Origin of the sequence: Cohaesibacter sp. CAU 1516 (assembly GCF_005771485.1) — a bacterium.
GTDB classification, from domain to species: domain Bacteria; phylum Pseudomonadota; class Alphaproteobacteria; order Rhizobiales; family Cohaesibacteraceae; genus Cohaesibacter; species Cohaesibacter intestini.
Genome location: NZ_VANT01000001.1, coordinates 288434 through 312013 on the forward strand (window position 1 = coordinate 288434; position 23580 = coordinate 312013).

At 56.8% G+C, this 23580-nt stretch carries 22 protein-coding genes; 5 read left to right on the forward strand and 17 right to left on the reverse strand.

Features of this window, described 5'->3' with window-relative positions:
- Positions 1–202 precede the first annotated feature (202 nt).
- The 7 genes from uvrC to FDK21_RS01350 form a co-directional block, all read right to left on the reverse strand.
- Complete coding sequence (gene uvrC, locus FDK21_RS01320) at positions 203–2167, reverse strand: excinuclease ABC subunit UvrC (RefSeq protein WP_138147236.1); 1965 nt, start codon at positions 2165–2167, stop codon at positions 203–205.
- Positions 2168–2260: 93 nt separating this feature from the next.
- Positions 2261–3244, reverse strand: coding sequence for a calcium/sodium antiporter (locus FDK21_RS01325; protein WP_138147237.1), 984 nt, complete (start codon positions 3242–3244; stop codon positions 2261–2263).
- Between the two features lie 244 nt (positions 3245–3488).
- Positions 3489–3893 (reverse strand): hypothetical protein, encoded by a 405-nt coding sequence (locus tag FDK21_RS01330; protein ID WP_114009550.1) that lies wholly within the window; start codon positions 3891–3893, stop codon positions 3489–3491.
- A 178-nt stretch (positions 3894–4071) separates the two neighbouring features.
- Positions 4072–4734, reverse strand: coding sequence for a ribonuclease T2 (locus FDK21_RS01335; protein ID WP_171021901.1), 663 nt, complete (start codon positions 4732–4734; stop codon positions 4072–4074).
- Positions 4735–4815: 81 nt separating this feature from the next.
- Complete coding sequence (gene rlmJ, locus FDK21_RS01340; RefSeq protein WP_138147239.1) at positions 4816–5673, reverse strand: 23S rRNA (adenine(2030)-N(6))-methyltransferase RlmJ; 858 nt, start codon at positions 5671–5673, stop codon at positions 4816–4818.
- Between the two features lie 102 nt (positions 5674–5775).
- Complete coding sequence (locus FDK21_RS01345; RefSeq protein ID WP_138147240.1) at positions 5776–6495, reverse strand: hypothetical protein; 720 nt, start codon at positions 6493–6495, stop codon at positions 5776–5778.
- Between the two features lie 114 nt (positions 6496–6609).
- Complete coding sequence (locus FDK21_RS01350) at positions 6610–6801, reverse strand: hypothetical protein (protein WP_138147241.1); 192 nt, start codon at positions 6799–6801, stop codon at positions 6610–6612.
- Positions 6802–6840: 39 nt separating this feature from the next.
- Here FDK21_RS01350 and FDK21_RS01355 point away from each other — a divergent pair, with 39 nt between their 5' ends.
- Complete coding sequence (locus FDK21_RS01355; protein WP_138147242.1) at positions 6841–7476, forward strand: MBL fold metallo-hydrolase; 636 nt, start codon at positions 6841–6843, stop codon at positions 7474–7476.
- A 24-nt stretch (positions 7477–7500) separates the two neighbouring features.
- Positions 7501–7752: a DUF2164 domain-containing protein gene (locus tag FDK21_RS01360; protein WP_138147243.1), complete on the forward strand. Its 252-nt coding sequence runs from the start codon at positions 7501–7503 to the stop codon at positions 7750–7752.
- Positions 7753–7770: 18 nt separating this feature from the next.
- On the opposite strand, the gene FDK21_RS01365 is transcribed toward FDK21_RS01360, so the two are convergent.
- The 3 genes from FDK21_RS01365 to FDK21_RS01375 form a co-directional block, all read right to left on the reverse strand.
- On the reverse strand, positions 7771–8238 hold the full coding sequence (locus FDK21_RS01365; RefSeq protein WP_138147244.1) for a septal ring lytic transglycosylase RlpA family protein: 468 nt from the start codon (positions 8236–8238) through the stop codon (positions 7771–7773).
- 270 nt (positions 8239–8508) lie between these two features.
- The gene (locus tag FDK21_RS01370) at positions 8509–8898 is read right to left on the reverse strand and encodes a thioredoxin family protein (protein ID WP_114009542.1); all 390 of its coding nucleotides are present in this window, start codon (positions 8896–8898) and stop codon (positions 8509–8511) included.
- Positions 8899–8969: 71 nt separating this feature from the next.
- Positions 8970–9683: a cytochrome c biogenesis CcdA family protein gene (locus FDK21_RS01375; protein WP_138147245.1), complete on the reverse strand. Its 714-nt coding sequence runs from the start codon at positions 9681–9683 to the stop codon at positions 8970–8972.
- 158 nt (positions 9684–9841) lie between these two features.
- On the opposite strand from FDK21_RS01375, the gene FDK21_RS01380 reads away from it, so the two are divergent.
- Positions 9842–10294, forward strand: a complete 453-nt coding sequence (locus tag FDK21_RS01380; protein ID WP_138147246.1) for a hypothetical protein — start codon at positions 9842–9844, stop codon at positions 10292–10294.
- A gap of 73 nt (positions 10295–10367) precedes the next feature.
- Here FDK21_RS01380 and uvrB read toward each other — a convergent pair whose 3' ends face one another.
- The 5 genes from uvrB to FDK21_RS01405 all read right to left on the reverse strand — a co-directional run bounded on the left by uvrB (position 10368) and on the right by FDK21_RS01405 (position 18582).
- Positions 10368–13031: an excinuclease ABC subunit UvrB gene (gene uvrB / locus FDK21_RS01385; protein WP_138147247.1), complete on the reverse strand. Its 2664-nt coding sequence runs from the start codon at positions 13029–13031 to the stop codon at positions 10368–10370.
- 100 nt (positions 13032–13131) lie between these two features.
- The gene (locus tag FDK21_RS01390; protein ID WP_138147248.1) at positions 13132–14046 is read right to left on the reverse strand and encodes a DMT family transporter; all 915 of its coding nucleotides are present in this window, start codon (positions 14044–14046) and stop codon (positions 13132–13134) included.
- Positions 14047–14202: 156 nt separating this feature from the next.
- Positions 14203–15438 carry a PQQ-dependent sugar dehydrogenase gene (locus FDK21_RS01395; RefSeq protein WP_246657466.1) on the reverse strand — a complete coding sequence of 412 codons (1236 nt, stop codon included), beginning with the start codon at positions 15436–15438 and terminating at the stop codon, positions 14203–14205.
- A 67-nt stretch (positions 15439–15505) separates the two neighbouring features.
- Positions 15506–16117 carry a class GN sortase gene (locus FDK21_RS01400; protein WP_171021902.1) on the reverse strand — a complete coding sequence of 204 codons (612 nt, stop codon included), beginning with the start codon at positions 16115–16117 and terminating at the stop codon, positions 15506–15508.
- Complete coding sequence (locus FDK21_RS01405; protein ID WP_171021903.1) at positions 16114–18582, reverse strand: marine proteobacterial sortase target protein; 2469 nt, start codon at positions 18580–18582, stop codon at positions 16114–16116. Before FDK21_RS01405 ends, FDK21_RS01400 begins: the two co-directional genes overlap by 4 nt.
- A gap of 302 nt (positions 18583–18884) precedes the next feature.
- Between FDK21_RS01405 and FDK21_RS01410 the strand changes: the two genes are divergently transcribed.
- Entirely contained in the window at positions 18885–19088 is a 204-nt protein-coding gene (locus FDK21_RS01410) for a DUF2892 domain-containing protein (protein WP_114009535.1), read from the forward strand.
- 85 nt (positions 19089–19173) lie between these two features.
- On the opposite strand, the gene FDK21_RS01415 is transcribed toward FDK21_RS01410, so the two are convergent.
- Together FDK21_RS01415 and FDK21_RS01420 are read right to left on the reverse strand one after the other, a co-directional pair.
- Positions 19174–19914 carry a cytochrome b/b6 domain-containing protein gene (locus FDK21_RS01415; protein WP_138147251.1) on the reverse strand — a complete coding sequence of 247 codons (741 nt, stop codon included), beginning with the start codon at positions 19912–19914 and terminating at the stop codon, positions 19174–19176.
- Positions 19915–19926: 12 nt separating this feature from the next.
- Entirely contained in the window at positions 19927–21648 is a 1722-nt protein-coding gene (locus FDK21_RS01420) for a tetrathionate reductase family octaheme c-type cytochrome (RefSeq protein ID WP_210238659.1), read from the reverse strand.
- A 512-nt stretch (positions 21649–22160) separates the two neighbouring features.
- Here FDK21_RS01420 and FDK21_RS01425 point away from each other — a divergent pair.
- Complete coding sequence (locus FDK21_RS01425; RefSeq protein ID WP_138147252.1) at positions 22161–23363, forward strand: pyridoxal phosphate-dependent aminotransferase; 1203 nt, start codon at positions 22161–22163, stop codon at positions 23361–23363.
- Positions 23364–23580: the final 217 nt, after the last annotated feature.

Below are 23580 nucleotides of genomic sequence, written 5' to 3' on the forward strand. Positions count from 1 at the left end.
TCGCGCCCTTCTTCAAGACAGAGGCATGTCCGTGCCTGATGCCTGAGTGGCAAACGGGCGCAAAGAATGCTCCATCTTGAGATCATGCTGGCCCAGCGCGGCTGATGTCGCTGAAAAACCAGCGGTCTTGCATAATCGTCTCGCCCCCTTCAAAGCATGGCAGACGGGGCGGCGTCAATGCGGCTTTAATGCCTAGTGCCGTTCAGTGGCCATCTTCGTGGAAATAGGCGTGGATCACTTTGGCCATTTGTTCAGATATGCCATCGACGGCCAAGAGATCTGAAAGGGCGGCGTTGCGCACCGCCTTGGCGGTGCCGAAATGATGCAATAGGGCGCGTTTGCGGGATGGACCGATGCCCGGAATGTCATCAAGGCCGGTCTGGGAAATCTGCTTGCTGCGTTTGGCGCGATGGGTGCCGATGGCGAAGCGGTGGGCTTCGTCGCGCAGGCGCTGAATGAAATAGAGGACAGGGTCGCGCAGGGGCAACATGAAACTGTCGCGGTCGGGCATGAAAAACTGCTCGCGCCCCGCATCCCGGTCCGGCCCCTTGGCGACGCCAACAATAGGCAGATCATGAATGCCGAGGTCGGCGAGGGTCTCGCAAACCGCATTCAGCTGGCCCTTGCCGCCGTCGATCAGCAACAGATCCGGCCAGGCCGGGTCTGGCATGTTGACGCCTTCATTGTCGCCAGCTTCTTTTTCTGTCGTCTCGGGGCGAGGGCCATTTTCCTTCAACAGACGGGAGAAACGGCGCTCCAGCACTTCGCGCATCATGCCGAAATCATCCCCCGGGGTGATCGTGTCGGACTTGATGTTGAATTTGCGATACTGGTTCTTCATGAAGCCATCTGACCCGGCAACGATCATGCCGCCGACCGCATTGGTGCCCTGAATGTGGCTGTTGTCATAGACTTCAATCCGGTTTGGGCGGGCGGGCAGACCAAAAACCTCGGCGACACCATCAAGCAGTTTGGCCTGTGTCGAGGTTTCGGCCAGACGGCGGCCCAAAGCTTCGCGGGCGTTGGCATGGGCATGGTCGACCAGCGCGCGTTTTTCGCCCCTTTGCGGCATGGTGACCGCGACCTTGTGGTCGCTCTTGCTGGTCAGTGCCTCGGCGACAAGCTCCTGTTCCTCGATCTCATGGGACAATAGCACAAGACGTGGGCAGGGTTTGTTGTCATAAAACTGGGCGAGAAAGGCACCGAGCACTTCTGCCTCGGTCTGGCTCTTATCGGCCTTGGGGAAATAGGCGCGGTTGCCCCAATTTTGCCCGGTGCGGAAAAAGAAGACCTGAATGCAGGTCTGGCCGCCATCCTGATAGCAGGCAAAGACGTCGGCTTCCTCGGTATTCTGCGGGTTGATGCCCTGATGGGACTGAATATGGCTAAGGCCTGCCAAGCGGTCGCGATAGATCGCCGCCGTCTCGAAATCAAGGGCCTCAGAAGCCTGCTGCATCTTTTCCGCCATTTCCTTGCGCACAGTCTGGCTCTTGCCAGTCAGGAATTGATGGGCTTCCTTGACCAGCTCGCCATACTGTTCGATCGAGATTTCGCCGGTGCAGGGGGCGGCGCAGCGCTTGATTTGATAGAGCAGGCAAGGGCGGCTGCGGCTTTCATAGACCGAGTCCGTGCAGGTGCGCAAAAGGAAGGCTTTTTGCAGGGCATTGATGGTGTTGTTGACAGCACCAGCCGAGGCGAAGGGGCCGTAATATTTGGCTTTTCTCTTGCGCGCGCCGCGATGTTTGGTGATTTGCGGGGCGGCATGGTCTTCACCGATCAGAATATAGGGAAAGCTCTTATCGTCACGCAGAAGCACATTGAAGCGGGGGCGGAGGCGCTTGATGAGATTCGCTTCCAGCAGCAGGGCTTCGGTCTCGGTGGCGGTGGTGACGAATTCCATCGAGCTGGTCAACTGGATCATCCGCAGGATGCGGTTGGTCTGGTTGCCGTGGCGGGCATAGTTGGAGACGCGCTTTTTCAGGTTGCGGGCTTTGCCGACATAGAGCACATCGCCGCCCGCATTGAGCATGCGATAGACGCCGGGACCATTGGGCAAGCGGCGCACGAAATCGGCGATGACATCAAAGCCGGTCGCCGGTTTGGCGGGTGTGGCATTGGTGTCGTCGGTAGGATGGGATGCGTCGGGATGGTTCGATTCGTCAATCATGGCTGCACTTTAGAGCAAATTGAATGAATGGTGAATCAAAAGGAGGGGCTGTAAACAGACCCCTCCCGAAGGCATTTGGCTTTGTGTGTCGGCTCAGAATTTGATGCCGAGGGAAATGTCGGGCAACTCGCCAACCTTGAAGACCACTGCAATATAGGTTGCATAGGCAATCAACATGGCGATGCCGCGCATCCGCGTGATGTTCATGCGCAGCAGGGCTACAGGCAACATCAGGGCGGAAGAGGCGAGCATGATCCAGAGGTCAAAGTCGATCACTTCGCTGGGCACCCGGATCGGTATGATGGTTGCCGTCAGGCCCATGATGGCCAGAATGTTGAAAATGTTGGAGCCGACCACGTTGCCGATGGCAACCGCGCCCTGATTGCGAATGGCGGCAACCAGTGTTGTGACCAGTTCGGGCAGCGAGGTGCCAAGCGCAACGACGGTGAGACCAATTGTGGCCTCTGAAACACCCCATGTGCGGGCAATGGCGGTTGCTCCGTCGATGGTGAAATTGCCGCCAATGGGCAGGCCAATGATGCCGACGACAGTGAACAGAACGGCTAGGCCAAGGCTCGATGGCGCCTCGTCCAGCATATCGTCATCCATCAGATCACAGGGTTCGCCTTTTTGCTTGCGCGAGGTCCATACGGTCCAGGAAAGGAAAAAAGCCAACAGAGACAACAGGATAATGCCTGCTGTGATGTCGAGAACCCCTTGCCAGCACAGGGCTGTGAAGACAATCGAGATGGTCATCATGAAAACGGTACTGGAGCGGACGCCATTTTCCGTGCATTGGGTCATGCGGATTAGAGCTGGCATGCCAAGGACGAGCAGGATGTTGGTGATGTTGGATCCAACCACGTTGCCGATGGCGATGCCGGCTGCCCCTTCAAAGGCGGCGCGTAGTGAGATGATCAATTCAGGTGCTGAGGTACCGAAGGAGACGATGGTCAGGCCGATGATCAGTGGCGGAATGCCCAGACGGGTAGCGAGCGCAATAGCGCCTCTTACCAGAAGATCCCCGGCAATCAAGAGCAACAGGAGACCTCCAACGAGGTGCAGATACATCATCATGGGTCGTTTGACGTCCGTTATTATTGTTGGTGCCGAGGGGCTTGTTCTGGCGCTGGTTTTGGGATTGTTGAAGCGTAAACCCCTATATAGGCGGGCGTCGGAGGGATTTAAAGGCCGTTCGACAAAGGAAATAGGGAGTGCTGGATGTGTGTCGGTCTGACGCGGTGCACGCTGCCAATCAAAATGAAAGCCTCCGGCCAGAAGCTGGCCAGAGGCTTGGATCTTCGATCAGGCAAGAGCAGGTCTAGCGCAGGGACCTGCAATAGGCACCGTGGACCTTCCACGGATCGCGGCCAAGGATGCAAGCCTCGACGCCATAGGTGTAACCGGCAAAACCGCCACGGGCTTCAATCAAGTAATAGACCCTTTTTTTGCGACCATTTTCCGTGATACCGGTGGCGCGGCAATAGCGCTGTGCAAATGCGCGCGGCCCCTGATCCCTGAGCTTGGACTGGCGGATATAGTGCAGTTGGGCGACCGGGTCACCGGACCGGACAACATTGCTTTCTGCAATGGTCAGGGTGCGGTTGATTTTGGCCAGCACGCCAGCGGAATCGCATTCCGGCAGGATCGCTGCCTTGGCGGGCATGCTGAGGGTTGCTGCGATCAGCAGAGCGGCGCTGAAGGCGGCACGGATTGGAAATGACATTCTGTCTGCTCCCCGAATGTGATTTTCCAGCAGCTTTGCCTGTTCGTTTGCCTAGGTCAAGAAAGAAATCACACGTTCTGGGCGAAAGGTGGCAGAATTCTGCGGCTGGTGGCTGTCCGGGATGAGGGGTAGCGGATGCAGGTCACAATGGCGTGACAGGGCACGGAAAAGTGCGACATTATCGCACAGCCAGAATGCGCAGCTTGCCCCGATCTCGGCAGGCCCCTTTAAATGCGGAGGGGCTGCAGGCGCGTGGGCTTCCCAGTTTGTCAAAGCAAATCCGCACCTCGCGCAGCTTGTTCCGCTTGCAGGTCACCAGCACGCTGTCGCGCGGCAGATCCGGGTTGGCGTTGAGAAAGGCGTCGCGGATTTGCTTGACTGTCATCAGCAGGGGACGCTCCAGACCCACCAACTGGCTTGGGCGCTTTAGCGATTTGTAGCTTTTGACGGCCTTGCGGAAATAGTCAAGGGGTGACAGCCCGGTGCAGCTGCCATGCTTCTTCCATTCATGATGGATCAGGCCGCGGCTTGGGGAATATTTCAGCATCTGGTCGACAAGTTTGTCGGAGGGCTTGCGGTGCGAGGAGCGACAAAATTCCGGGTAGCCGCTTTCATGTTGCGGCCAAAGACCATGAATGACAAAGCCATAGGGACGGCCCGAAAAGCACTGCAACTTGTCGCGTCCCTGTCGGCCATCATCGGCGCAATAGGAGGGGGACCATGACAGGGCGAGGAGGTAATAATCGAAGTCTCCAGCCCGATCGGCCTGCGCTTTGTCGAGCGCCAGCGGAAAGAGCATAAGGGTCGTGAGCAATGCCACAATCTTTGTGTGTATGGCCATATTGTTCCCCATGAAGGATGGGCCGCGCCCGGTTGTTCGCTCGGCTGACCATCCTTGCCTTTTGTGTCGCACGCTTTGCTTCTAGCGTGGCGGCGCTATCCATTCAAGATGGGACCGGCGCGCCGTCTCGCCAAGGCGCTCCGCAAGGAACGGCAGCAGGGCAGACAATTCGTCATGCAGCATGAAAGGAGGATTGATGATGAACATGCCGGTGCCGTTGAGGCGTTTGGCCGTGTCGAGCTTGTTGATCACCAACTCGGCGCGCAGGATATTGTCGATGCCTTCGGCCTTGAGCATGCTCGCGGCCTCGTCAACATCGCGGCGGGCCTTGATCGGGTACCAGAGGCAATAAATGCCATTGGCCCAGCGCTTGTAGCCTTGGGTGAAGTACCAGATCATGCGATTGAACTCGCCCTTCTCCTCAAAAGGCGGGTCAACCAGCACCATGCCACGGCGCTCCTGCGGCGGCAGGTCACCTTTGATGGCGTTCCAACCGTCCTCCTGACGGATATGGAAGCGGCGGTCGCGGCGGATGGTCTGCTTCAGGGTCTCGGCATCGTCGGGATGCTTTTCGACAAAGAAGGCGCGGTCCTGCTGGCGGGCCATTTCGGCCATCAGAAGCGGTGATCCGGGATAGGTGGTGATCGGACCTTCGGGGTTTAACTTGCGAATGATCGCTAGATAGGGCTCGCACATCTCGGCAATGTTGGCGGGCAGCGGGGCTGCTTCCGGGCCCATCAGGCGGGCGATGCCCTGTTGCCACTCTCCGGTCTTCTGAGCTTCCTCGCTCGACAGATCATAGGCACCGATACCGGCATGGCTGTCCAGACAGAAGCAGGGTTTGTCCTTCTTCTGCAAATAGGTCAGGATGCGCGTTAGCACGATATGTTTCAGGCAGTCAGCGAAATTGCCTGCATGGTAGATGTGGCGATAGTTCATGGCATGCTCGGGTTGCAACGGGTGGTGCCTGGGCCCAAGGGCGGGCCAAGACCGGATGCGCCCTAATGGACGAGCGGGCGGGGAGTGTCAAATGATCTCGGCTCAGTTGGCCTTCTTTTCCGACTTTTCCGCTGAATCCGCATCCTTGTCGGTGGTTGCGTCCGTTTCGTCACCGGGTGCGGTTCCTGCAGCCTTGCCTTCTTCCACTTCGGCAACGAAGGGATATATGATCAGATCCTTGTCGGCATCTTCCTTTTCCTTGCAGTCACCGGCCAAGCCAATCTGGGCGATGAAGAAGCGGTCCTTCTGCCAGGAATAGATGCTGAACTGGCGGCAGGAACTGGCCGAGCCCTGTTTCGGAATTTCCGAGCGCAGCAGCTTTTTCTTTTCATCCCATGTGGGTTTTTGCAGCTGGCTGGTGGCATACCAGCCCAGCTTGGTGTCGAGTTGAGGAAACGAGATCAGGTTGGCCCATTCATCTCGCCCATCCTCGACCTGAAACAGCCGGTAGCTGTCGCCTGACAGGCTGGACGAGCAGATGAAACCATAAAGCTTCTGGACACCCAGATCGATATAAATCGCCTTGTCGGAGAGTTCGTCATCGTCGATGTCTGCCAGCCAGCAGCCCATTGTGGCGCGGTGATTGTCGATCAGACGTTGTGGGATGGGAATGTTGGCGGCTTGCGCCAGAGAGGCGCAAAACACAAGAGCGAACAGGCATAAAAAACCAAATTGCCAGAAAATCGACTGGGATTGGGGCTGCCTTGCAGTGGCCGCGGGCGCTTGTCTCTCGTACCCTTTGATCGATTGCCTGAATTGCATCACCAACGCTCCTGAAGAATAGTGCTGGCCTGAAGAATAGTACTGGCCTGAAGAAACGACTGGACGCAAGGATAACTGACTCGTTTTGATTGTGCCACTTTCGCGCAGGCCTGTTCACCCAAAGATGATGGAGCAGGCGCATGCGGCAACAAACAGACTCCGGCCAAGGCGATGACCATGACCGATGAGACCCTTCTCAAGGGTGGTGATCCCAAGGAAGGTCGGATTGGATTTTGTCACGAAACAGGCTAAGCATGGGGCAAAGCGCTTCGCATCGGTCTTGCCGCCGCGAACCATATTACTCATCCGCGCAGCCAACGATGGTGCGCAAGACAGGACAGCATCATGAAAGTAGCGATTGTTCCCGTGACGCCATTTCAGCAGAATTGCACGCTGATTTGGGACGAAGAAACCGGCAAGGGGGTCGTGATCGATCCGGGTGGGGATGTGCCGCAGATCCTCAAGGTGCTGGAGCATGAAAAGATCGAGGTGGAACGCATCCTGATCACCCATGGGCATATTGATCATGTGGGGGGAGCGGCCGAGCTGCGCGACGCGCTGGATGTCGAGGTGGAAGGCCCCCATGAAGCGGACCGGATGCTGATGGAGCGGGTGGCCGATCAGGCGATCCAGTTCGGACTGCCAGAAGCCAAACCATGCGAGCCGGATCGCTGGCTGGTTGAAGGGGATCAGGTGGATATTGCTGGCATGGCCTTTGATGTGTTGCATTGCCCCGGTCATGCGCCGGGCCATGTGGTTTTCTATAATGGAGATGCGCAGTTCGCCATCATGGGGGATGTCTTGTTCAATGGCTCAATTGGTCGAACCGATTTGCCCGGCGGCGACTATGACACCCTGATGGCTTCGATCCGCGACAAGATCCTGCCGTTGGGCGATGATGTGGCCTTCATTTGTGGCCATGGCAATCATTCCAATATCGGCGAAGAGCGACGGAACAATCCGTTCCTGCAAAATCTTTGACGTATCATCTCTGAGGATTGTGGGATGACCGAGGTCACGTTAACACCCGAAGAAAAGGCGCATCTGGTTGAACTGCTCAGCGCGTATGTCGCCGAGGAGCTGGACTTCGAGCTGGGGCGCTTTGAGGCGGAGTTTCTGCTCGATCATCTGGCCCGTTACATGGCACCGGTCTTCTACAATCGCGGATTGCTGGATGCGCGGGCTTTGCTTGAGAAGAAGATGGACGATTATACCGAAGCGCTCTATGCGCTGGAGCAAAAGCCCGGCCCGCGTTGAGGGCGTTGAGGGCGTGATTCAGAGTGACTTCTCAGGTGCCTTTTGCGGTTTGCTTTTCGGCAGGCTTTTGGGTGGGGTGTGTGGCCGGGCCTTTGGTGCGTTGTTGACCGCATGCTCTTTTGTCACCACGCGATAGCAGACCTTGGTGGTGCCTGCATTCTTGAAGCCAAGCTTGATGGCAGCTGCGCGGGTCACATCGATAATACGGCCCTTGATGAAGGGCCCGCGGTCATTGATCCGGACAATGACCGTCTTGTTGTTGCGCATGTTGCGCACTTCTACATGGGTGCCAAATTTCAGCTTGCGGTGGGCCGCGGTCATCTTGTCCGGGTTGGCATATTCGCCGGACGCGGTGCGCGTCGTGAGCTGATACCACGAAGCCTTGCCGCAATTGTTCCATTCCGTCGCGCGACTGACATCCATTAGCACAGCCAAAAAGAGCAGGCTGGCGCTCGCCACAAGCGCATATAGGCTAACATGCTTCATCAACCGAAACTCCCTGTCGGTGCATTGGGTGACCGCAAGGCTATCCCAGATGCGGCAGGGGCACTGTTTGATCGATCAAAATGGCAAGAGTATGGTGCGATGCAATGAAGATGCAGCCATGAAGATGCGGCCATGAAGAAGCCATGGCTGGGGATGTCAGGAAAGAGGCTTGCAGTTCGGGCTTGATCCGGCACCAATCCATGTCTGCCAATAAAGCAGCGCATGGAACGGGCAAAGGGAGCCAAGTGGCTCCCTTCTTTGTGGGTATGGTCAGAGGCCCTTGTCGAGCAGGGCCTTGATTTCCTTGGTCGAGGTGCCTGCAACGATGCGACCGAGTTCCTGATCGCCTTTGAGCACCAGCAGGGTGGAACGGCGGGGAATGTTGCGCGAGGTGGTGACCTCGTGGTCGCGATAATTGTCCCAGTCAACGGCGACAAAGGTTAGCGCCTTGTCATAGACATCATTTTCGGACCGCAAGCGCTCGATCACCCGCTCCTGCGCGGCGCAGGTGGTGCACCAACTGGCTTTGTAATCGACAAAGACGGTCTTGCCCTCTTTCAGCAAGGACTGAATGAGGCCGGGTTTGTAGTCCATGACGTCAGAGGCGGATGCAACGCTGGTCATGACGAGGAAGCTCAGAAGGGCGAAAAATCGGATCATGGTTGTGTCTCCCTGAAAGATGCATTTGGCATTTCTACGGTTGATGTGGCCTTGGTGATCATTTTGGGCAGCTAGAGCGCAACGGAAAGGTCTTGCAGCCAGTAGGGCAGATGCGCGACGGCCCATGCTTCGAACCAGTGATGGACGCCGAGCAGGATCATCAGGCCGACGGCGATCAAGAGCAGACCCATCAGTGGCTTGGACTTCTCAGCGATGGCGCGCAGGGCCTGCGCCCGGCTGCGGATGGCATTCTTTGCCCCAAGGCCAAGGCCCAGAATGAGGGTCGAGACACCGGCGGCAAAGGCAATCATGATGGCGGTGGCCCAAAGGAGATTTTCTCCCTGACTGGCCAGCGCAATGGCTCCGCCAAGGGTTGGACCAATGCAAGGGGACCAGACGGCTCCGAGCAACAGACCGGCAAAGAACTGGCCCTTGAACCCTGTCAGATTGGATTGATAAAGTTGACTGTCGGCTTTGGCGGCAAAGCCTGCGGTCGCGGTCTCAAAGCGGCTGGCAAAGGCGGGCACAAGGAGGATCAGGCCGAACGCCAACATCAGGCTCGCGCCAATTTGTCCCAAAATGCGTTCATCCAGCCCGATAGCATGCCCCGCTGAGGCAACCAACAGGCCGAAGCTGACAAAGGAGATCGACATGCCAAGCGCCAAGGCTACCGGACCGCGGCGGTCTTCCGACAGGGCAGAGGCCAGTACAATCGGCAAAACCGGCAGGACACAGGGATTGATCAGGGTCAGCAGACCGGCGCCGTAAGCAAAGACAAGTTCCATGCGATGCTACACTCTCTTGGGTTCCGTCAAGGACTAACCCTTCTATAGCGGCTGCTGGAATCAACTGGGAATCACAATTCCGTTGGGTGTTGTATTGGTTCTCAGGTGCGCCTTATAGTGGTGCTTTGGCGCTGTTTGTTGGAAGGCTGGACCCGGTTTTGACCTGTGACGCTGTCATCAAAGAATATGAACTGATCTATCTCACCTATGAGAGTTTCAATCAGCATGCATTGGCCTTGAAAGGTTGGTCGGTGACCATCGGGTTGGCGACCATTCTTGCGGTCTATGCAAGGCCGCGTACACGGGCCGGGGCGATGACGATGTTGTTTGCGGCTTTGTCTGCTCTGCCTTTCTGGATCACCGATGCGGTCTGGAAGAGCTATCAAAATGCCTATGTTCCGCGGATCAAAGCGCTCGAAGAGAACATTGCTTGCGCAGCGGACGGGGAAATAGACTTCAATATTTATTCTTCGTGGCGACCAAATTGGGGTGAGTTTGACTGGCTCGGCCTCATCTTCAAAGCCAATGTCATGATGCCGCATGTCTTTGTGCTGGCGCTTGGATGCATGGCGTTCTGGCTCTATTGCGTTGATCTCAAACGAAGCCAATAGATACATCGGCAGCTGTTGTCTCTCATGCATAGATGGCGTGCCGTTTAAAAAGGGAGGCTTGCGCCTCCCTCCTTTATCTTTTCTTTCTGCCCCGTCCCTTGGTCTCAGCTGCGCCTTTGGGGCGGGTGCGGTCTGATCCGGGGCCCATATCATCGAGATCGGGTTGTTGAATGCGGGACGTTTTGGGCAGGTTGGCGGATGAGCCATATTTGCGCTCGCCGCGATACCCACCGGTTTTCTCGTCGACGCTTGCCTGACGGGCCAATGGATCATCGGCAATGGCCAGTTCGGTCTCGCGCAGGCGTTTGACCTCGTCGCGCAGGCGGGCGGCTTCCTCGAATTCGAGGTTGGCAGCGGCATCCTTCATGCGGCTTTCCAGATCCGCGATATGGGCTTCGAGATTGTGGCCGATGGATGCCGGGCCTTCTTCAGCCAGCCCCTTGTCGACGGTGACATGGTCGCTTTCATAGACCGAGCCGAGAATATCGCCGATATTTTTCTTCACGGTCTGCGGCGTGATGCCATGTTCTTCATTATAGGCCATCTGCTTCTCGCGGCGGCGGTTGGTCTCCGAGATGGCTCGATCCATCGAACCGGTCATCCGGTCAGCATAAAGAATGACCTTGCCGTCGGCATTCCGGGCGGCGCGACCGATGGTCTGGATCAGGGAGGTTTCCGAGCGCAGGAAGCCTTCCTTGTCAGCATCCAGAATGGCGACCAGTGCACATTCTGGAATGTCGAGCCCCTCACGCAACAGGTTGATGCCGACCAGCACATCGAAGGCCCCAAGGCGCAGATCGCGAATGATCTCAATTCGCTCGATGGTGTCGACGTCGGAATGCATATAGCGGACGCGAACGCCCTGCTCGTGGAGATATTCGGTCAAGTCTTCAGCCATGCGCTTGGTCAGGGTGGTGACCAATGTCCGATAGCCTTGTTTGGCCTTTTCCTTCACCTCACCAAGCAGATCGTCTACCTGTGTCTTGGCCGAGCGGATTTCGATGATCGGGTCGGTCAGGCCGGTGGGGCGAATGACCTGTTCGGCAAAGACACCGCCAGCTTCTTCCATCTCCCAGCCACCGGGGGTGGCGGATACGGCAACGGTCTGGGGGCGCATGGCGTCCCATTCCTCAAAGCGTAAGGGGCGGTTGTCCATGCAGCTTGGCAGGCGGAAGCCATATTCGGCCAAAGTTGCCTTACGGCGGAAGTCGCCGCGATACATCGCGCCAAGCTGGCCGATGGTCACATGGCTTTCATCAACGAAGATCAGGGCATTGTCGGGCAGATATTCAAACAGGGTCGGTGGCGGCTCACCGGGCAGGCGGCCCGTCAGATAACGCGAATAGTTCTCGATGCCCTGACAGGCGCCCGTCGCTTCCATCATTTCAAGGTCAAAACGCGTGCGCTGTTCCAGCCGTTGGGCTTCGAGCAGACGGCCATGGGCCTCCAACTCGGCGAGGCGCTCGGTTAATTCCTTCTTGATGCTCTTGATTGCCTGATTGAGGGTTGGGCGCGGGGTGACATAGTGGGAATTGGCATAAAGCTTGACCATCTCCAACTCGTCCATCTTCTGGCCGGTCAGAGGGTCAAATTCCTTGATTTCCTCGATCTCGTCCCCGAAGAAGGAAATGCGCCAGGCGCGGTCTTCATAGTGGGCCGGGAAAACCTCGACACTGTCACCGCTGACCCGGAAGGAGCCGCGCTGGAAGGCCATGTCGTTGCGCTTATATTGCAGGGCGACCAGATCGGCCATCAATTGGCCCTGATCGATTTCGTCGCCAACCTCGATCTTGAAGCTCATCTCGGTATAGGTTTCGACGGAACCGATACCATAGATACAGGAGACCGAGGCGATGATGATCACGTCATCGCGTTCCAGCAATGAGCGAGTGGCCGAGTGGCGCATGCGGTCAATCTGTTCGTTGACCGTGCTTTCCTTCTCGATGAAGGTGTCGGTGCGCGGCACATAGGCTTCTGGCTGATAATAGTCGTAATAGGAGACGAAATATTCGACCGCGTTGTTTGGAAAGAAGCTCTTGAACTCGCCATAGAGCTGGGCGGCCAAGGTTTTGTTTGGCGCAAGGATCAGGGCTGGCCGCTGGGTCTTGGCGATCAGCTGGGCCATGGTAAAGGTCTTGCCCGAGCCGGTGACACCGAGCAATACCTGTGTGGCCTCGCCATTCTTGATGCCTTCTTGCAGATCGGCAATGGCGGTCGGCTGGTCGCCCGCAGGATCGAACTCGGTGACCAGATTAAAGGAGACACCGCCTTCGGATTTCTCTGGCCGGTCGGGTCGATGAGGTCGCCACGGCTCGGTATCCATGAATTCCGGGCGACCATGCTCGATGAGCGATTCAAGTGCACGCACGGTTTCCGTGACACCGGAGCGATCGTCGCTCTTGCCTTTTTTCTTCTGGGCCTTCTTGCGTTCCTTGGTGACGCGTTCGAGCTCTTCGGCCTTTTCTAGCGAAATATCGAGACCGGCAATCGGGTTCAGACCACCGGCTGCGCGTTCGCGGGCAGAGGCTTTCTCTTCCGGCTTTTTGCGGCTGCGCTTGGGTTTGTCGGATTTGTCAGTCTGTTTGGTCGCGGCAGGTTTTTCCTCGGCGCTGCGGGTGATTTCCTCGGCCCAGTCAGCGATGGAATCAGACAGGGGCATGCCTTCCAGCGGGGCTTGCGGCGCTTCGCCCAGACCGGATGCGGTGCTGCCTTTGCCCTTGCGATTGTCAGATGCCATGGAGAAAGCCCCTCAATTGTATCGGTGCGCGTCGAAGACTCAATATAAGGGAACAAATCAGGAATATGAAGGGTGTCGGACGGAAAAATTCGCCCGCTTGTCAGGCGGGCTGTTTTGCCTGTGGCTTGTCACCGGAGCGGCGCAGTTTGCGGCTGATCAGAGGCAGCAATTCGACCAGAAGAATGCAGGAAAAGATCATCGCGCATCCGATCACCTGACTGCCCGTGAGGCGTTCATTCAGCAGCAGGGCCCCAAAGATGGCAGCGAACAGGCTTTCGCTCGACAGCAGAATGGCAGCATCAGCTGGTGGCGTGTAGCGCTGGCCGATGGCTTGCAAGGTGAAGGACAGGCCACCTGAAAAGACGCCAGTATAGATGATTTCAAACCAGGCACCGGTCAGATTGTGCAGCGCCAGCCCTTCAATCGGCAGGCCGAACAGCATGCCCAATAGACCGGCTGTGAGGAACTGGAGGCAGGCAATGGTGATCGGATTGCCATATTGGAGGACAAGCCGACCGATCAGGATGATTTGCAGGGCCCAGAACAGGCCGCTCAAGACATTCAGCAGATCACCTACGGCCATGCTTTCGAGTCTACCGGCCAACAGATAGGCTCCGATCAAGGCAATCGCCACGATGGGCCAGATATAGGCATTGGGCCAGGTTCGCAGGATCACGATCCCCATGATCGGGGTGAAGACCACATAGAGCGCAGTCAGGAAACCGGCATTGGTGACAGAGGTGGTGAAAAAGCCATATTGCTGCAAGGTGATGGCAATGAAGAAGATTGCGCCGACAAAGGCACTTTGCAACATGCCCCTGAGGGGAATGCGTTTTTCGCTTTTGCGCCACTCGAAATAGGCAAAAGGGGCAACTGAGATGGCAGCCAGAAGGAAGCGGACGCCTGTGAAGCTGAGCGGACCGATGGAGTCCATGGCGGTGGATTGGGCCACGAAGGCAGCGCCCCAGACCATGGCGGCGATCAACAACAGGCTATTGGCAGTCAAACGGGACATGGCATCACTTCCGGACACATTTTTTGAGGCGGGTCTGTCATAAAGTCATCAAGGGCCGACAAGGGAGGCTTGTCGGCCCGGTCAAACGGAATTACGCCATTTTCTGCGATCAATCAATTGAATAGTTTCGATGGATTGCGCAGGGAAATTGATGGATCATCGGGCGGGGGTGATCCGTAGCAAGGCACCACGCGAGGAGTCGGTCAACAACCACAGGGCACCGTCGGGGCCGGAGCGCACATCGCGGATGCGACCATAAAGCCGCTCAAGCAGAATCTCCTCATGGGTGACCCGGTTTCCCTCAAGGGTCAGGCGGACCAGTTTCTGGTCCTTCAAGGCACCAACAAACAGGTTGCCTTTCCAGTCGGGGAACAGATCGCCATCATAAAAGGCCAAACCAGACGGTGCGATAGATGGGTCCCAATAGTGGATCGGCTGCTCCATGCCGGCCTTCTGAGTGCCTTCGCCGATGCGGCCTCCGGAATAGTGACGGCCATAGGAAATGGTTGGCCAGCCATAATTTTTGCCTGCTTCCGGACGATTGATTTCATCACCGCCCCGGGCGCCATGTTCAACGGTCCAGAGTTGACCGGTTTCGGGATGGATGGCGGCACCTTGCGGATTGCGATGGCCAATCGACCATAGTCCCTCTTTGGCATTGGCACCGAAGGACGGATTGTCATCTGGGATCGATCCGTCGTCTGTCAGGCGGATGACCGAGCCAGAGGCGTTGGTGGCATCCTGCGCTCTTGGGCGTACCCCATGGTCGCCGAAGGTGACATAGAGGTTGCCATCCGCGGTGAAAGCGATGCGGGAGCCATAATGGTAGGTTCCGGCGCTGGGCAGGACTTCATACAGGGTTTGCTGATCCGACAGGGTTGGTGAACCCGTTTCGAGGCCTGACAATTTGGCCCGCACCAGAGTGGTTCCCGTGCCCCCTTCGGACTGGCGTGCGAGGGTGAAATAGACCCAGTTGGTCTGGCTGAAATCCGGGTGGAGGGCGACATCCAGCAGCCCGCCCTGACCGGCGACATGGGCAGAGGGCGGGTTTTTAACCGCCGTCTTTTCTCCTGATGCTGTGTCAAGCAGCCATAGGCCACCGGTTCGTTCGGTCACCAGCAACTGTGTTCTTGACAAAAAGGCCATGCCCCAGGGACGATCGAATGTGGCTATTTGTTCGATTTCGATCGGGCCGGTCTGGGTTTCAAGACTGGGAGTCTGTTGGGCATTTGCCTTCGACAGACTGGTGGCTAGGAAGACGGCCGTGGCAAGGGCCAGCATGGCCCACATCAGATTTGTTCCTGCGATATTTGAGCGAGGATCTCGCATATCAACCGCCTTGAATGAGGGCATCTTGCGGGCTGCGATATCAGGGGGTGTATGTGCAGTCATGAAGCATCTCCGTCCGGTCAGAAGAAAGGCGTCTTGCTTTCTTCTACGTAGGGATGCGTAGGGTTGATCACAATGGGGCTGCCTGCGTTGAGGGGAGGGACTGGAGCAGACGAGCCTCGGCAATGAAACGCAACGGGCCGGGGGTGACATCTTCAAAGGGCCAACAGGAGGTGAGTGCAAGGGTTGGCTCAAAGCTGTCCTTGCTGAGGCCGGAGCGGTCCCAAGGGGCAATGCGCATTTGTTCGACCTGATAGGTGAGTGTCGGACCCTTGAGAGGCTCAATGTGGATTTTCATGCCCGGCTTCAGTTGGGCCAGTGGTTTGAAATGGGTGTCGCGGTGGGCGGAAATTACTGACAGGCCATCCTCGCCCAAGGATGCTGACTGGTTGAGCAGAACAGGCCCGAAGGCGAGACCCTCGCCGCCTGCTTCGCGCAGGATAATCGCTTCAAAGGCAATGGCCGGAATGGACAATTTGGCGACGGGCCATGTGTCGGCCCAGCCCCATGCCTTGACCGGGGTGCCTGTGGTCTGGCTTTCCATCCAGGCGCGCTGGAGGAGAAATTGTGCCAGCTTGGCCTTGGCAGGAATCCAACCCGCCCAGAGGATCAAGGCAAAGCCCGCCATGCCGATCAGCATGGCGGGGAGTTTGAGCCAGTGTCGTTGTCGCGCCGGGGTCATTTCTTGGCCACGCGGCGCCATTGCAGCCAGGCAAGCAATCCGCCTGAGAGCAACAGCAACAAGGTACCAGCCAGCAGAATCAGGTCTGCCTTGGTCGCGGTTTTCGGCAGCATGATCTGACCCTGATTGGTTTGCACCGCAGCCAGTTTCATCGGTTGCCCGCTGGCCCCCACCATCGGGGCAGCCTGAGGGGCGATCAGGGCAGAGGTCCGCATGCTGCTGTCGCGCATTTGCATCGACCTGCGTTTCTTGCTCGTGCCGGTCATGGCCTTGGCTGGGGCTGCCATCACTGGCTGAGCCATTTCGGCCTGCTCACCAAAGACCTTGTCCATTTCCCAGCCATCGGGCAGGTTCAAAGGCACTTTCTTGCTTTCAAGTCCCTCTTCGCTTGGACGGGACGGTGTGACATCGACGGCGACGAGGCTGGTCAGGCGGGTGACCAGATGATGGTCAAGGCCGAGCGTCTCGATCCGCTTGTCAATTGCCTTTGAGTCATTGGACAGAAGGCGGTCACTTTCGAGCTGACGGATCTTGCCACGGGCCCAGATCTTGTCGACAGCTGTTGACGGGGCGGCTTTGGTCAGATCGACGGACAAGGTCCATGGCTGATTGTCAAAGCGGCCTTTCAGGGTCAGCGTGTCGCCAAGTTTGTTTGCCTTGAGGGCAAGGATCACCGGTTCGCCAAGATAAAGATCGGGCAGGGCATCGGGGGACGCTTCGATCCCTTCGCTGCCCGCAAGGGTGACGGTGAGGTCGGTGGCGACCGGGCTGCTCAACTGCTTGAACAAGGTCTCCATCTGGCTCTGTACTTCGGTGATATCACCGATATGGGTGAAGGTGCCGCGTCCCACTTCTGCCGCACGGGACATGAAGAAGCTGTTGGGGGCGGAGCCGATGCCAACAGTGAAGATGCGCGAGCGACCTTTCTGGGATTTGACCGCCTCAAACAATTGCTTTTCGTTGCCGATGGCTCCATCGGTGAGGAAAATGACCTGACGCAGGGTCGGGGCATTGGGGGCGCTGTCGGCCAAGGCTTCGAGCATGGCTGGCAGCATTTCTGTGCCGCCTTCGGCCTTGATGCGAGTGACCCAGCGCTTGGCCTTGGCGGCCGTCTCGCTATCGGCCTTTTGCGGCGCACCGAACAGCTGGTTCATTTCATTGTTGAAGCGGATGATCTGGAAGCTGTCTTCAGGCTTGAGTTGATCAAGGGCTTCGATCAGGCTGGCGCGCGCCTGACGGATCGAAGGGCCAGCCATGGAGCCGGACTGATCGATAACAAAGATCACTTCACGCGGTGGCACTTTCAGGCTCTCGGTCAGCTTGTATGGCGGCGTGATATAGGCCAGCAGATAATCTTGCGTCGTTTCATTTTTGCCGGTCAGTTTCTGGGTGAAGAGGCCGAGATTGGGCGTCTTGCCCTTCTTGCCGGTCCAGGTGAGGAGGAAATCCTTATCCGCTGGCACAGCCCCTTCTTTGAGGGTCAGCGTGACCTTGTCGTCGCCTGCGGGCTTGATGTCGACGTCATGATAGTGGCTGACGACCTTGTCGAGCGGGAAGCCGGAATTGAGGGTGACCGAAAGAGTGACCGGATTGCTCTTGTCCTCTTTGTTCGGATCGATCACCGGGGCGGTGATGGTGTCACGGTCCGGCACCGGATCGGTGGAGCCCCAGCCGCTGGTGCCAGCGGTCTGTTTGGCTTCCATGTCAATGACGGGCTGCAACGGTTTGTTGAGCGGATTGTAGCGTGGGGCGACCACCAGAGGCACGCGCAGGGAGAAGTCTTCGCCTTTGCGCGGGATGGTTTCCTGATATTCGATCTGGACGGTGATGCTCTCGCCCGGGCCGATATTGGCGACTGCATTGGTGAAGAGGTTGGGACGCTGCTGTTCGAGCAGGCTGGCTTTCTTGCCTTCGCGTTTGGCGGCCTCGTAGATTTCACGGGCTTCCTGCTTTGGCTTGATCTTGCCTTCGATCAGGCGATCGCCAACCTTCATTTTCAACTGGTCGACGGCGGCATTGTCCGGCAGAGGAAAGACATAGATGCCCTCGACCCAGACGTCGCTGGGATTGAGAAATGTTTGCGTGACGGTGGCGCGGGCAACCGGGCCGGTGACGTCGAGCTTGATGTCGGTCGCGACTTTGGGTGCTTCGACATATTTGCCCGGCTCTTTGGCTTTGAACAGCAGACCGCCGGATTGCATGTCATTGGGGCCGACCAGGCGCAGGTCGCTGGACGCTCTGGCCTGTGGGGCCTGTTCCGCGGCGGTGATCTCAGGCGTGGTCACCGGAGCCGAACGGGCAGGATGTGCAGCAACCGTGAAGCCGATGCCAATGGCCAGCGCGTAGGCGCCGATCCAGATTTTGAAGGCCTTGGAAATGGATTTTTCTGATCCTCGTTTCAGGTCGAGGTCAATGGAATGGCGGCGGCGCTTTTTGCGCTGACTATCAGGTGATGAAAGGGGCATTGGTGATCGTCTCTCAATCGGATGTATGACCATGAAGGCATGTCTTGATCCTAGGATCACACCCGAATGCGGCCCGGTTTTGAGGGAAAAAGGGCAGAAGCGGACAAATATTGTGACCATTTTGCGGCTGGCCAGTTAAAAGCCGGAAAGGGCAATCACGTGCCGGTGAAGACGATCCCCGAGTGACTCGGTTTTTCACCTGCGGTCGCATGTCGCATATAAAGGCGTATTTACGATGAAAGATTTATTTGATATGAATATTCGCAAATACTAATTTAATTGAGCATGCAAAGGATAGCTCCATGTGCCTTGACCGTACCATCTTCGCCTTCGCTGGCGTCATGATCCTGATCTCCGTCGCCCTGACCCAGTTTGTCAGCCCGCTCTTCATGTGGTTGACCGTGTTTATCGGCGCCAACCTGCTGCAATCTGCCTTCACCGGCTTTTGTCCGGCAGCAATGATCTTCAAGATGCTGGGCGTAAAGCCCGGCAGTGCTTTCAAATAAGCCTCTGAGACTTTTTCCTCTCTGACTGGTCCAACAAAAAAGGCCGCAGCGGATGCTGCGGCCTTTTTGGTGTGTGTTGCGAGCTTTATTTGATGCGATCTGGTTCGTGGGTCTCCAGATAGGTCACTTCGGCGTCGGTTAGCTCCATATCCTCGTAGCCCGAGATCATGGCGCGGGTATAGTGAAAGATCGTCTTGCCTGTCGTGACCATATAGATGTGTCCGATGACAAAGGCGACCATCAGGAAAGCGCCAATGAGGTGGAGCAGAACAACGAGGTTGAAGATCTCGTGATTGCCCGAGTTGCCTGCCCAGAAACTGTAGAACATATAGGCCAGCCCGGAGAGCCAGAGCAGCGGCCCGACCAAGGTCATGATCGCGAAATAGGCGGCTGACTGGAGTGGATTCTGTTTCCGGCTCAGGGTGCGCTTGTAGGGATGGGGCTGGCCCACCATCATGCCGATCAGATAATGGCGGATGACGGCCCAAAGGCCCGCATTGGTCGGCACGAAATGTCGCCATTGACCGGTGGTGATCGTCCAGAAGGCTGTAAACAGCCACAGGAAGATTAGGGCAAAGGCGGCGATATCATGCATCATCACCGCCTTTTCGAACGGGATGAAGCGGATTGTGCCATGGACAGTGAAACCGGAGAAGGCCAGCAGGAAAATCAGCAACGCCTGAGACCAGTGCCAGAAGCGCTCATAGCGAGAGTAATTCTTCACCTTGCGATGCTGAAGGGGCGGTTTGCTGTCTTTGGTGCCAGTTTCAGGGCCAGTTTCAGGGCCATTTTTGGGGCCAAGGGGAGTTGATGCAATGTCTGTCATGATACGCACTCCTCAAGATTGGCGTTTGCTGCGGGTGGCAATCCGGAAAGCGGTGTGGATGCCAACGCCGATGATGGTCAGGATGATGAGGCCATAGCCAAGCCAATCCAGAATGCCGAAGCTGTCGCGTCCCGGAATATAGACCCCGGTGATGCCTTCGAGACGGCCATTCTTGGTATGGCATTCGCCACATTGAACGGCCTGCTCGGTCGGTGCGACCATATGCGTGATCGGCCAGAACATCTGGGTTTTCGCCCAGTCATATTTGCCGGAATAAGGCTTGCTCATATAGTCCATGCCGGCCTGAAGAGCCTTGCCCCAGTCATAGGTCTTCCAATAGGCATTGTCGTCCTTGCCGAACAGATGCATATAAGCGAGCTTCTTGCTTTCGGCATCGATCGGCTGAACGGTGTTCATCAGCTTGAAAGGCCAGATGCGTGCGGTCTTGTCGCTGGCATCCCCATGCAACTGATTGAGGACCACTGGCGAGGCCGTGTCGAGCGGGTCATCATCGGTCTTGTAGGTGATCGTGCCGTTGAACCAGGCATAGACTGGCGTGACATTCTCTTTGTAGACGAAGGTCCCTTTCTTGGAATTGTAGCTCGGGTTGCCGTTAGCGTCTTTTTCGACATATGGTTTGCCGTCTTTCTTCTTGCCGGCTGTTGACCAGTCCCAGAGCATTTTGGTGGCGATGCCGCCTCTGGCAAATTCCGGGATATGGCAGGTCTGGCAAGCGACGGTGTCGGTATGGTTGTTGAGCTTGACCGCTTCCAGCGTTGCGCCTTGATGCGGTGCGTCGGAATGGCAGCTCTCGCATGATGCTGTCTTGTTGGAACGACGGATCTGATAGGACGGAATGGATTTTCCGTCCGCGTCGCGGGTCACCGGCTTGGCATCCATCTCAAAGCGGGAGCCCGGCCATTTGTGCCCGGAGCCCGAGTGACAGGCGGAGCAGGCCATGTTGCCGCCATCGGTGGCCATATGGACGTCGAGATCGCGTGGCGGATTGGTCAGCGAACTGTCGATGTCGCCATGCTTGACCGCGTCGCCACCGCCGCCAAAGAAGTGGCAGGCGCCGCAATTTTCACGTTGGGCGAGATTGACCGACTGGGCGGCCTTGGTCAGGTCGGAGACGGGGAAGTCCTTGCCATTGAACTTTTTCGGTTCGGTGATTGGCAGACCCGCCATGGTCGGGAACTTGCGGTAATATTTCTTGGGTGCATGGCAGACGAGGCAATCGACCGCACTTTCCTCCTTGGGCGGCGGTTGGCGCATGTCTTTCCAGCCATACCCTGCGTGACAAGATGTGCAGCGGGCTTCGTTCGAGGCGACATTGCCACAGAAATTGTTGATCACATTGCGCTTGCCAAGGGTCTGGCCGGTGGTCTTGTTGGCGAAGACCCATTGGTAATGAATGCTGTCCTGCACCTGATGGGCGGCTTCGGTGTGGCAGGAGAGGCAAGCCTTGGTGACCTCTGGTCCGCTTTTGAAGTCCTGTTGCAGGATTTCGAATTTGGTGTGGTCGGCGGTCTCTCCGGGTTCCTTGCCGGTTACCTGTCGGCTGGCATCACTTGGTGTCGATGCATTTGCTTCAGTGGCCTGTGCCGGGGAGGCCTTCACCTCCATATCGGCGATAAACGATCCGGAAAACGTTACAAAAATGGCGACCATCAGGCTTGAGGTCAGGGTACAACATACCCGCCGCAAACCACGTCGTCTTGAACTGTCCGTCATTGGTTCCTCCTAACGGATGCTCGATAGACCGGACAGAACAAAGGCCAGCTTCGCACTGCCCGGTTTGAGTCTGTCTGCGTGTGATGACGCAGTCTGGATTTGGAGGCGCCAGACTCGCCCGGTCCAAAAATTAGTATATTATGAAATTCGAAAATTACAGAATAGTAATGTTGGACAGAATGTCGCAGATGTGGCTAAGCTGCGCCAAATTTGATATATCGCAAAAAGGGTTAGGTCTGAGGCCTGCTTTGTCGTGACTTATCCGACTATGGGCGCATCTGGTTTATGTAGAAGCCCGCATTCCGAAACGAATGTAGGTTGCTGCTTGTTGGTTGGGTACATTTGTGCGCAAGAATTGCGACACCAAAAGGCTAGGAACGGACGATTCTTACCTGGCCCTGCTTGAATTGCCTATGGGGCTGCACTAGTGTTCCGGTGCGGTCGCGTTGGGAAGCCTTCTCAACGACAGGGTCCGCTTGACTTTATTTTTCGCTTTATATTTGGAGGGCTCAATGAGCTTTATCGCCGAGCAGCTTTCGCGTGTTCAACCATCTGCAACGATTGCAGTGACCAACAAAGCGCGAGAACTCAAGGCCGCTGGTCGTGACGTCATCGGTCTGGGGGCTGGAGAACCAGACTTCGATACACCTGACAACATCAAAAAGGCCGCTATCGATGCGATCACTCGTGGCGAAACCAAATATACAGCTGTTGATGGGATCCCTGAACTGAAGAAGGCGATTGCCGACAAGTTCAAGCGTGAAAATGGCATCGATTACGATCCTGGCCAGTGCTTTGTTGCACCGGGTGGCAAGCCGATCATCTATAATGCCATGATGGCGACGATCAATCCGGGCGATGAGGTGATCATCCCTGCGCCATATTGGGTGTCCTATCCTGATATCGTTCTGCTGGCTGGTGGCACTCCCGTCGCCGTGGAAGCGACCATCGAGCATAATTTCAAACTGCAGCCCGAGCAGCTGGAAGCGGCGATCACCGAGAAGACCAAATGGATCATCTTCAACTCGCCATCCAACCCGACCGGTGCGGCCTATACCCATGACGAGCTGAAGGCTTTGACCGACGTGCTGGTCAAGCATCCGCATGTCTGGATTCTGACCGACGATATGTATGAGCATCTGGTCTATGACGACTTCAAGTTTGTCACCCCGGTTCAGGTCGAGCCATCGCTCAAAGATCGCACCCTGACGATGAATGGTGTGTCGAAAGCCTATGCGATGACCGGCTGGCGTATCGGTTATGCGGCAGGTCCATTGGAGCTGATCGGCGCAATGCGCAAGATCCAGTCCCAGTCCACTTCCAACCCGACTTCCATTTCCCAGTGGGCGTCTTTGGAAGCTTTGGAAGGGCCTCAGGATTTCATCCCTGAACGCGCGAAAGTGTTCAAGGAGCGTCGCGACATGGTGGTTGCCCTGCTCAATGAGTGCGAGGGTCTGGAATGCCCGACCCCGGAAGGTGCTTTCTATGTCTATCCGTCCTGTGCGGGTTGCATTGGCAAGACCGCGCCATCGGGCAAGGTGATCGAGAATGACAGTGACTTCGTCACCGAGCTGCTCGAAACCGAAGGTGTGGCTGTGGTGCAGGGTGTGGCCTTTGGCCTTGAGCCTTATTTCCGTGTTTCCTATGCGACCTCTACCGAGGCCCTGACAGAAGCCTGTGCACGCATCAAGCGCTTCTGTGCCGCGCTGAAATAGGCTTTTGCCAACAATAGATAGTCAAAGGTCCGCCCTCACCGGGGCGGGCCTTTTTTGGTTTCGGCTGTATGAAAATGCCTTCTAATACTATGGTTTTAGGCGATGTGGTATCATGGGAAGGGGCTGTCATGGAAATGTCAAATAGCGGTGACTCTTCGCTGCAATCGACGGTGTGGTTTGCGTTTGATCAATTGCAGCGGGCGGATCTCAGTTAAGC